Here is a 9,724-nt window from a genome sequence, read left to right on the forward strand (position 1 = left end):
CATACGCTCTTTCTCAACCTGTTCTTTGGCGGCCAACTCAAGGCGATGCCGCCCAAGCTGGTGAGCGATGACGGGGCGCATGTCGTTATCCGGCCGCTGGCCTATTGCGCCGAGGCGGACATCGCCCGCTTTGCCCGCGGCATGGCCTATCCGATCATCCCCTGCAATCTGTGCGGCTCGCAGAACACGCTGCAGCGTCAGAAGGTGCGGGAAATGATGACCGACTGGGATCGCCGTTTCCCCGGACGCACGGAGGCGGTATTCTCGGCCTTGCAGAAGGTCGTTCCCTCGCATCTTGCCGACCATGCGCTGTTCGATTTTGTGAGGTTGCGTCCGGGCATCATGCTTGCAACAGTCGCCGGTGGCGATTCGGTTTTCGACCCGCCGGAGCTTGCCGACCCGTGGTCGGCGCCAGGCAGCCTGCCGTTGCCGGTGGTGCTGGCGTGAGCGACAAGGCTAGTCTGGCTGGTCACGAGCGGGCGTCTGTACATGCGGCCGGCGCGTGCAGCATGCTCCGGGCGCATCGGGAAAGGGATTCGTGAACGGCGGGGAAACAAACCTGTCGGTGGTGTTTGCCGCGGTTGCCGGCAGTTCCCGCCTGTTCGACAGACTCGGGGGCACCGAAGCGGTGCACGCAATCGAGCGTTGCATGAAGCGGATGGCCCGCGGTATTGACGGCTTTCATGGCCGCATCGCGAAGATCGGCCGCGATGACCTGGTAGCGCTGTTTGCCAATCCCAACGATGCCTACCAGGCAGCGGTCGCCATGCAGCGCCGGGTTGCCGATCTGCCGCCGGTTTCCGGAATTCAGCTGGCGATTCGCGTCGGCCTGCATTGCGGGGCAGTGAGCGAGGACGATGGCGAAATTCTCGGCGACGGCGTTCACACCGCCGAGTGCCTCGCCGGACTGGCCGAGACCGGCCAAGTGTTGACCAGCAGCCAGACGCGGGCCTTGCTGTCGCCGCATCTGCAACTGTCTACCCGTCTTCTCGAGCCTGAGTCAGGCAAGGATTTGCCGGCCGATCGTCAACTGTTCGAAGTGATCTGGCTGGAACCCCGGACAGAGGTGGCGCGTCGTACGGTCGTCGAGCCGCCGTTGCCGGCCAGGGAGCGGGAACTGCGGCTCTGCATCAGGTACGGCCATTATGTGAAGCTGCTGGACAGGCACCGCCCGAGCGTCGCCATGGGCCGCGACGCGGGCTGCGAGATCACCGTGACCAGCCGCCGTGCGTCACGCAATCATGCACGCATCGAGCGGCGGGGCGGGCACTTCGTGCTGGTCGATTTCAGTACCAATGGCACCTTCGTGACACTGCTGGGCGAGCGGGAGTTGTTCATCCGGCACGAGCAGTTCGTCCTGCGTGGCAGCGGAATCATTTCCTTTGCTTCCTCAGCCGGCAGCCCCGGAGCGGATATTGCCGAGTTCGAGCATCTCTGAAACGAGCAGCCGGTCGCGGCATGCAGCGACGCCTGGCCGCTACGCTCAGCCGGCTGGCTTGTTGCGCTCGCCGAGGCCACGTGTGCTGTTGCGACGATGCGGACAATCCGGCCTGGTGCATTCGGCGTAGAGATAGAGCGCGTGTTCGCGGATGACGAAGCCGCGTTCCTTGGCAATCTTCGTCTGTCGACGTTCGATCTCGGGATCGTAGAACTCCTCGACCCGGCCGCAGTCCATGCAGACCAGATGATCGTGGTGTTGTCCATGGCTTAACTCGAATACTGCCTTGCCCGACTCGAAGAAATGCCGTTCGAGCAGGCCGGCCTGCTCGAACTGGGTAAGAACCCGGTAGACCGTGGCCAAGCCGATGTCCAGGTTATCGGCGAGCAGCAGGCGGTAGACATCCTCGGCGCTCAGATGGCGCACTTCCGTTTTCTCGAACAGGGCCAGGATCCTGAGGCGCGGGGTGGTGGCTTTCAGCCCCATGTTCTTGAGGTCTTCGGAGTTGCTCATCGGCTCACCTTGGTCGGCTGCGGCGGGAGGGAAAGTCTTTTTCAGGTATGATATACCTTCGATGCCTGCCGTGAGGCGGCGGCGCAAGCATTCGACCGGATTCGTCGGCGATCCGCTTCCCGGCGGGACACGCGCTTCGCCCCGCCCATTATTGACCACCTGACACGATCCGATCACAACATGACCCTGCCGCGAGTCGCCGTTATGGGCCTTGCCCTCTGTACGCTCCTTGCCTGCTCCTCGGTACCGCGTATCGTCAAGGAATACCGTATCGACGTGCAGCAAGGCAATGTCCTGAGCCAGGAGATGGTTTCACAGTTGCGTCCCGGGCTGACCAGGGATCAGGTACGTTTCATTCTGGGCACACCGGTATTGATGGACATGTTTCACGCCAATCGCTGGGACTACTTCTATTCCCTGCAAAAGGGGCGCTCAGGGGAGATCGAGTCACGCCGATTCTCGGTCTTTTTTGACACCGATGGCAGGCTGGTCAGGGTGAGCGGCGATGTCGCGCCGGCACAACCGGGCGACACGGCAGTCGTTTCGGAAACGCGCAACCGTGAGATCGACCTTGGCTCCTTGCCGGCAGATGGCAGCATGGCGATGCCGCCACCCGATGAGCCGGGTTTTTTTGGTCGGATGATGGATAGCGTGGGACTCTGAAATGGATGACTTGAGAATCGCGGTAGCGGGTGCGGGTGGCCGTATGGGCCGCATGCTGGTTGAAGCGACGCTGCGTGACGGCGAAGCGGAACTGGTGAGTGCACTCGACCAACCGGATGCGCCGGCGCAGGGGAAAGACGCCGGGGAACTGGTCGGCATGCCCTGCGGGGTCCTGGTCAGCAGTGACTGTGATGCCGGTATTGCGCGGGCCACCTGTCTGATCGATTTCACGCGACCGGAAGCCACTTTCAATCATCTGGCAATCTGTCGCCGGTACGGCGTGGCGATGGTCATCGGCACGACCGGTCTCGATGCCGGTGGCAAGCATGCGATTGCCGCTGCGGCCGAGGAGATTCCGGTGGTCCTGGCGCCAAACATGAGCGTTGGCGTCAATGTCGTCTTCAAATTGCTTGATGTCGCAGCGCGCATCCTGGGGGAAGGCTACGATGTCGAGATCCTGGAGGCGCACCACCGGCACAAGGTGGATGCGCCCTCGGGTACGGCGCTGCGCATGGGGGAGGTGGTGGCGCAGGCGCTCGGCCGCGATCTCGGCGAGTCTGCCGTCTACGGTCGTCAGGGCGTCAGCGGCGAGCGCTTGTCGACAACCATCGGTTTTGCCACGGTACGTGGCGGCGACATCGTCGGCGACCATAACGTGATGTTCTGTGGGCTCGGCGAGCGTGTCGAGATCGGCCACAAGGCGAGCAGTCGCATGCCGTATGCCCTGGGGAGTCTGCGTGCGGCGCGCTTTCTGGCGGGCAGGAAGGCTGGACTGTACGACATGCAGGATGTGCTCGGACTGCGCTGAGGGTCCCCCCGGCCTCTGGCACCGAGTCACTGCTGGCGATCGGCAACGACCTGCTCGATTTTTCCCGGGTCGCGGGAGCAATCTGCGTTTCGAGGCAGCTCCGGGGCGCAGGGGTGATGACCGATCGCAAGGGGCTGGAACTTCTGGTGGCGCTGGCCGACGATGTCTTGGTCAGACCGATCGCCGCGGACGACCTCCTGGCGGCCTTCGCCCTGCCCGGCGGGTGCTTGGAAGAGGGTTGCCGGTGCCCGATCCCTTCGACTTCGATCCTGATGGACATGCCGCTGCCGGTCATGGCGGCAGCGGGGTAATGGAGTCGAACCGGGCGCGCCGGCCAACTGGACGTCGAGCGGACGTCGAGTTGGGGCCCGCCCGCCGCCCGCGCTCGAGCGCTTCGTGGTCGGTCGACTGGCGATCCAAGGCACCGGCGAACGCGCTGTGCCGGACGGCTTCTGCCCACCGGATACTGCCGCGCTGTGTCAAGTTACCCCAAGAGTGGTGCGCTCCGGTATAATCCTGCGGCTTGCAAGTATCCGAGCGGGAGGGCCGTAAGCCCGTCCCGCTTTTGCGTATCTACAGCTCGGATAGGCAGTGAATTCAATGGCAGCTTCCACAGGAGTCTTTCGTGTCCTTGTTACCCACTCTTCCGCCCGCGATCCTCGCTCTGGCCGATGGCACCATATTTCGGGGCCTGGCGATCGGTGCAGAGGGCAGTACCAGCGGCGAGGTAGTGTTCAATACGGCGATGACGGGCTATCAAGAGATACTGACCGATCCCTCCTATTGTCGCCAGATCGTCACGCTGACCTATCCGCACATCGGGAACGTTGGTTGCAATGCCGAGGACTTCGAATCGCGCGCCAATCACGCGGCGGGTCTGATCATTCGCGATTTGCCGGTACGCGCCGAGAGCTGGCGTCTGCAGCAGACGCTGCCCGACTATCTGGGCAAGCATGGAATCGTCGCCATCGGCGGTATCGACACGCGCCGCCTGACGCGTATCCTGCGCGAGCGGGGCGCACAGGCGGCTTGCATCATGGCGGTCGAGCTCGATGAGCAGCGAGCGGTGGACACGGCGCGCGCCTTCCCCGGGCTGGCCGGAATGGACCTTGCCAGAGTGGTGAGCGTCGCGGCGCCATACCGATGGACAGAAGGGGATTGGGGCCTGGATGGTTACCGTCCGGCGCCTGCACCACGGATGCATGTCATTGCCTACGATTTCGGCGTCAAGCACAACATCCTGCGCATGCTGGTGGCGCGCGGCTGCAAGGTGACCGTGGTGCCGGCTCAGACGCCGGCTGCCCAGGTGCTCGAACAAGAGCCGGACGGGGTGTTCCTGTCCAATGGTCCAGGCGATCCGGAGCCCTGCGACTACGCCATTGCGGCGATTCGCGAAATCCTGGCGAGGGGTGTTCCGATCTTCGGTATCTGCCTCGGCCATCAGTTGCTGGCGCTCGCTTCCGGTGCGCGGACGATGAAGATGAAGTTCGGACATCACGGTGCCAATCACCCAGTCAAGGATGTGCACAGCGGGCAGGTCCTGATCACCAGCCAGAATCACGGTTTCGCGGTCGATCCCGACAGCCTGCCGGCGAACCTGCTGCCGACTCACACGTCGCTGTTCGACGGCTCGCTGCAAGGCGTGGCGCGCAGCGACGTGCCGGCCTTTTCGTTCCAGGGCCACCCCGAGGCGAGCCCGGGGCCACATGACATCGCTTATCTGTTTGACCGTTTTGTCAAGATGATGCAACACGAAAAGGCGCACGATGCCCAAGCGCACTGACATCAAGAGCATTCTGATCATCGGCGCCGGACCGATCGTCATCGGTCAGGCCTGCGAGTTCGATTACTCCGGCGCGCAGGCCTGCAAGGCGCTGTGCGAGGAAGGTTTCCGGGTGATCCTGGTGAACTCGAATCCGGCGACGATCATGACCGATCCGGAGATGGCCAACGTCACCTATATCGAGCCGATCAACTGGCGGGTGCTCGAGAAGATCATCAGCAAGGAGCGGCCCGACGCCCTGTTGCCGACCATGGGTGGTCAGACGGCGCTCAACTGTGCGCTTGACCTGGCCCGGCACGGCGTGCTCAAGCGTTTTGGTGTCGAGATGATCGGCGCCACCAGGGAGGCGATCGACAAGGCGGAAGACCGCGAGAAGTTCAAAGCCGCGATGACCAGGATCGGTCTCGGTTCGGCGCGTTCGGCCGTGGCGCACTCGATGGAGGAAGCGTTGCAGGTGCAGGCGATGATCGGCTATCCGGCGATCATCCGGCCCTCCTTCACCATGGGTGGCTCGGGCGGCGGGATTGCCTACAATCAGGAAGAGTTCGTCGAGATCTGCCGGCGCGGCCTGGAGGCCAGCCCGACACGAGAACTGCTGATCGAGGAGTCGCTGATTGGCTGGAAGGAATTCGAGATGGAGGTCGTCCGCGACTGCAAGGACAACTGCATCATCGTCTGTTCGATCGAGAACCTCGATCCGATGGGCGTGCACACCGGCGACTCGATTACCGTGGCGCCCGCACAGACGCTGACCGACAAGGAATACCAGATCATGCGTGATGCCGCCGTGGCGGTCTTGCGCGAGATCGGTGTGGACACCGGGGGTTCGAACGTACAATTTGCCATTTCGCCGCAAGACGGGCGGATGATCGTCATCGAGATGAATCCACGCGTGTCCCGCTCCTCGGCCCTGGCTTCGAAGGCGACCGGCTTCCCGATTGCCAAGGTGGCGGCAAAGCTGGCGGTCGGCTATACGCTTGACGAACTGGCCAATGAAATCACCGGTGGCAAGACGCCGGCCTCCTTCGAGCCGTCGATCGACTACGTGGTGACCAAGGTGCCGCGCTTTGCCTTCGAAAAATTTCCGGAAGCTGATTCGCGCCTGACGACACAGATGAAATCGGTCGGCGAGGTGATGGCCATCGGGCGCACCTTCCAGGAATCGCTGCATAAGGCGTTGCGCGGTCTGGAGGTCGGTGTTGATGGCTTCGACGAAAAAAGTGCCGACCGCGAGGAGGTCGAAACGGCGCTCAGCGAGGCCCGGCCGGACCGTATCTGGTACCTGGCCGATGCCTTCCGCATCGGCCTGTCGCTGGATGAGGTGCAGCGGCTGACGGCGATCGACCCCTGGTTTCTGGCTCAGATCGAGGACCTGTACAAGAAGGCCGAGTACATTCGTGGCCGGGCACTGGAGTCGTTGTCACGCGACGAGTTGTGGCACCTCAAGCGTGCCGGTTTTTCCGACAAGCGTCTGGCTACCCTGATGCGGACGACGCAGACCGCGGTTCGCCAGCGCCGCCACGCCATGCAGGTGCGGCCGGTTTATAAGCGGGTGGACACCTGTGCCGCCGAGTTTGCCACCAATACGGCCTATATGTACTCGACTTACGAGGAAGAGTGCGAGTCCAATCCGAGCGATCGGCAGAAGATCATGGTCCTCGGTGGCGGCCCGAACCGCATCGGGCAGGGGATCGAGTTCGACTACTGTTGCGTGCATGCCGCCCTCGCGATGCGTGAGGACGGTTACGAGACGATCATGGTCAACTGCAACCCGGAAACAGTGTCCACCGATTACGACACCTCCGACCGTCTGTACTTCGAGCCATTGACGCTCGAGGACGTGCTGGAGATCGTCGCCGTCGAAAAGCCGCTGGGGGTGATCGTCCAGTACGGCGGTCAGACGCCGCTCAAGCTGGCGCGCGACCTGGAGGCCAACGGCGTGCCGATCATCGGCACCAGCCCGGACATGATCGATGCGGCCGAAGATCGCGAACGCTTCCAGAAACTGCTGCACGATCTTGGCCTGCGCCAGCCATCGAACCGGACCGCTCGCACCGAGGCCGAGGCACTGCGTCTGGCGGCCGAAATCGGCTATCCGCTGGTGGTGCGGCCGTCTTACGTGCTGGGTGGACGGGCCATGGAGATCGTCCACGAGGAACGTGATCTCGAGCGCTACATGCGCGAAGCGGTCAAGGTTTCCAATGACTCGCCGGTACTGCTCGACCGTTTTCTCAACGACGCCTGCGAGGTCGACGTCGACGCCCTGTGCGATGGCCAGGACGTGCTGATCGGTGGCGTCATGGAACACATCGAACAGGCCGGGGTACATTCCGGGGATTCGGCGTGCTCGTTGCCGCCGTATTCCCTGTCGACTGAACTGCAGGACGAACTGCGCCGGCAAACCCGACTGATGGCCAGAGGCCTCAATGTTTGCGGTCTGATGAACGTCCAGTTCGCCATCCAGAGAGGTGTGGTTTTCGTGCTGGAAGTGAATCCGAGGGCGTCGCGTACGGTTCCTTTCGTTTCGAAGGCGACCGGCCTGCAATTGGCCAAGGTCGCGGCGCGCTGCATGGTCGGCAAGTCGCTCGCCAGCCAGGGTCTGACTCACGAAGTGGTACCGAGTTACTTCTCGGTCAAGGAAGCCGTCTTTCCTTTTGTCAAGTTCCGGGGGGTCGACACCATTCTCGGCCCCGAGATGAAATCCACTGGCGAAGTGATGGGTGTCGGTCTCACTTTCTCCGAGGCTTTCGTCAAGAGCCAGATGGCGGCCAGCGTCCGGTTACCGAGTTCGGGACAGGTGTTCATCAGCGTTAAGGAATCGGACAAGCCGAAGGCGGTGGCCATCGCGCGTGAACTGCAGTCGGCCGGTTTTACCCTTCTCGCGACGCGCGGCACGGCCGCCGCGATCGCCGCGGCCGGCATTGCCGTGACCCCGGTGAACAAGGTGACCGAAGGGCGCCCGCATGTGGTCGACATGATCAAGAACAACGAGATCGTGCTGATCATCAACACCGTCGACGAGAAGCGCAAGGCGATCAGCGATTCGCGCTCGATCCGGACCTCGGGGTTGGCGGCGCGGGTAACCATCTATACCACCATCTGGGGTGCCGAAGCGGCGACCGCCGGCATCAGGAACCGTGGCGAGCTGGTTGTCTATCCGATACAGGATTTGCACGCACAACTGAATTAGTCGATAACCCCTGAAACCGTCGGAGCCACCCAACAGGCGGGCACCGGCGGTTTTTCGTTGGCAGCGAACAATATGAGCAAAGTACCTGTAACCGTCAAGGGCGCCGAGAAATTGCGCGCCGAACTGCACCACCTGAAGACGGTCGAGCGGCCCAAGGCCATTGCGGCGATCGCCGAGGCGCGCTCGCACGGTGATCTCTCGGAGAACGCCGAGTATGATGCAGCCAAGGAGAGGCAGGCTTTCGTCGAGGGGCGAATCAAGGAAGTCGAGAGCAAGCTTGCCAATGCACAGATCATCGACCCCAAGCTGCTCGATGCCGACGGTCGCTGCGTGTTCGGCGCAACGCTCGATCTCGAGGACCAGGACACTGGCCTGCGCGTCAGCTATCAGATCGTTGGCGAGGACGAGGCAGATATCAAGGGCGGCAAGATATCGATCAACTCGCCGATGGCGCGCGCCCTGATCGGCAAGTTCGCCGGTGACATCGCCGAGGTGCAGGCCCCCGGCGGCATCCGTGAATACGAGATCATCGACGTCCGCTACGAGTGAGTCAGGCCATGCGACGTTTTGCCGATGCGCTATGCACCGTGGCGCTCACGCTTTGGGTGGGCGGCTTGTGGACCATGGGTTACCTCGTGGCGCCCACCCTGTTCCACAACTTGAGCAGCGACCGGCCATTGGCCGGGCGGCTGGCCGGCCAGTTGTTCGAACTGATCGCCTGGGTTGGTCTGGGCTGTGCCGCCTACCTGCTGGTGTTCAGCCTGCTGCGTCTGGGGACGGCTGCGCTGCGCCGCTGGAATTTCTGGCTGCTGCTTCTGATGCTGCTGCTGACTGCTGTCAGCCTGTTTGGTCTGCAGCCACTCCTGGCCCAACTCAAGGCCGACGCGCTGCCGCGCGAAGTGATGGAGAGCGTGCTGCGTGATCGCTTTGCCGCCTGGCATGGTGTCTCGAGCATTCTTTACCTGGTCCAGAGTCTGCTCGGTCTTCTGCTGGTGACCAGCTCCGCCCGCGGCGTAAGGTAGGTTTGTCCGCCGGTTTGCGCATTACTGGGGCGTCGCCGTGGCGACCACTGCTCAGGTGCTTGGGCTGCCCTGGAAGCTGCGTTTGCTGCGCCGTGGCGCGCTGCGTCGCGGGCGCTTCGTGGCGGCCTTGCCCGGATCACTGGCCGGTGGGCGCCAGATCACCAGCAGTTTGCCGATATGCTGCACCGGTGCCGCTGCGAGCTGGTCGCAGAGGGTGGCGAGAAACTGCTCGCGCTCTTCCCGGTCATCGTTGTAGACACGAACCTTGATCAGCTGGTGACTGGTCAGATTGACATCGACTTCCTTG

General features: G+C 62.9%; 10 protein-coding genes and 1 pseudogene. 9 read left to right on the plus strand and 2 right to left on the minus strand.

Annotation, left to right across the window (positions count from 1 at the left end):
* Both JNK99_RS14810 and JNK99_RS14815 read left to right on the plus strand, forming a co-directional pair.
* Positions 1–447: pseudogene (locus JNK99_RS14810) on the plus strand (tRNA 2-thiocytidine(32) synthetase TtcA); the annotation flags it as partial.
* A 91-nt stretch (positions 448–538) separates the two neighbouring features.
* Positions 539–1,438: an adenylate/guanylate cyclase domain-containing protein gene (locus tag JNK99_RS14815; protein WP_291854388.1), complete on the plus strand. Its 900-nt coding sequence runs from the start codon at positions 539–541 to the stop codon at positions 1,436–1,438.
* Positions 1,439–1,483: 45 nt separating this feature from the next.
* Here JNK99_RS14815 and fur read toward each other — a convergent pair whose 3' ends face one another.
* A complete protein-coding gene (fur, locus tag JNK99_RS14820) occupies positions 1,484–1,951 on the minus strand; it encodes a ferric iron uptake transcriptional regulator (protein ID WP_291854390.1) in 468 nt (155 codons plus the stop codon).
* A gap of 180 nt (positions 1,952–2,131) precedes the next feature.
* Between fur and bamE the strand changes: the two genes are divergently transcribed.
* From bamE to JNK99_RS14855, 7 genes are all read left to right on the plus strand, one after another.
* Positions 2,132–2,614, plus strand: a complete 483-nt coding sequence (gene bamE / locus JNK99_RS14825) for an outer membrane protein assembly factor BamE (RefSeq protein WP_291854392.1) — start codon at positions 2,132–2,134, stop codon at positions 2,612–2,614.
* Position 2,615: 1 nt separating this feature from the next.
* Positions 2,616–3,422: a 4-hydroxy-tetrahydrodipicolinate reductase gene (gene dapB / locus JNK99_RS14830; protein WP_291854394.1), complete on the plus strand. Its 807-nt coding sequence runs from the start codon at positions 2,616–2,618 to the stop codon at positions 3,420–3,422.
* Between the two features lie 116 nt (positions 3,423–3,538).
* Positions 3,539–3,733 carry a hypothetical protein gene (locus JNK99_RS14835; RefSeq protein WP_291854395.1) on the plus strand — a complete coding sequence of 65 codons (195 nt, stop codon included), beginning with the start codon at positions 3,539–3,541 and terminating at the stop codon, positions 3,731–3,733.
* A 320-nt stretch (positions 3,734–4,053) separates the two neighbouring features.
* Positions 4,054–5,205: a glutamine-hydrolyzing carbamoyl-phosphate synthase small subunit gene (gene carA / locus JNK99_RS14840; RefSeq protein ID WP_291854405.1), complete on the plus strand. Its 1,152-nt coding sequence runs from the start codon at positions 4,054–4,056 to the stop codon at positions 5,203–5,205.
* Positions 5,189–8,395 carry a carbamoyl-phosphate synthase large subunit gene (carB, locus tag JNK99_RS14845; protein WP_291854397.1) on the plus strand — a complete coding sequence of 1,069 codons (3,207 nt, stop codon included), beginning with the start codon at positions 5,189–5,191 and terminating at the stop codon, positions 8,393–8,395. Before carA ends, carB begins: the two co-directional genes overlap by 17 nt.
* Before the next feature lie 72 nt (positions 8,396–8,467).
* Positions 8,468–8,944 carry a transcription elongation factor GreA gene (gene greA / locus JNK99_RS14850; protein WP_291854399.1) on the plus strand — a complete coding sequence of 159 codons (477 nt, stop codon included), beginning with the start codon at positions 8,468–8,470 and terminating at the stop codon, positions 8,942–8,944.
* 8 nt (positions 8,945–8,952) lie between these two features.
* Complete coding sequence (locus JNK99_RS14855) at positions 8,953–9,417, plus strand: DUF4149 domain-containing protein (protein ID WP_291854401.1); 465 nt, start codon at positions 8,953–8,955, stop codon at positions 9,415–9,417.
* A 51-nt stretch (positions 9,418–9,468) separates the two neighbouring features.
* Here JNK99_RS14855 and JNK99_RS14860 read toward each other — a convergent pair.
* Positions 9,469–9,724 (minus strand): YhbY family RNA-binding protein (locus JNK99_RS14860; protein ID WP_291854403.1); only part of this gene is annotated, 256 nt, incomplete at its 5' end.

It is taken from the genome of Accumulibacter sp., assembly GCF_016789985.1.
Taxonomy (GTDB): Bacteria; Pseudomonadota; Gammaproteobacteria; order Burkholderiales; family Rhodocyclaceae; genus Accumulibacter.

Coding starts and splice junctions, on each gene's coding strand:
- dapB (WP_291854394.1), top strand. CDS start 2,616: ATGGATGACTTGAGAATCGCGGTAGCGGGTGCGGGTGGCCGTATGGGC.
- bamE (WP_291854392.1), top strand. CDS start 2,132: ATGACCCTGCCGCGAGTCGCCGTTATGGGCCTTGCCCTCTGTACGCTC.
- greA (WP_291854399.1), top strand. CDS start 8,468: ATGAGCAAAGTACCTGTAACCGTCAAGGGCGCCGAGAAATTGCGCGCC.
- carB (WP_291854397.1), top strand. CDS start 5,189: ATGCCCAAGCGCACTGACATCAAGAGCATTCTGATCATCGGCGCCGGA.
- JNK99_RS14855 (WP_291854401.1), top strand. CDS start 8,953: ATGCGACGTTTTGCCGATGCGCTATGCACCGTGGCGCTCACGCTTTGG.
- fur (WP_291854390.1), bottom strand. CDS start 1,951: ATGAGCAACTCCGAAGACCTCAAGAACATGGGGCTGAAAGCCACCACC.
- JNK99_RS14835 (WP_291854395.1), top strand. CDS start 3,539: ATGACCGATCGCAAGGGGCTGGAACTTCTGGTGGCGCTGGCCGACGAT.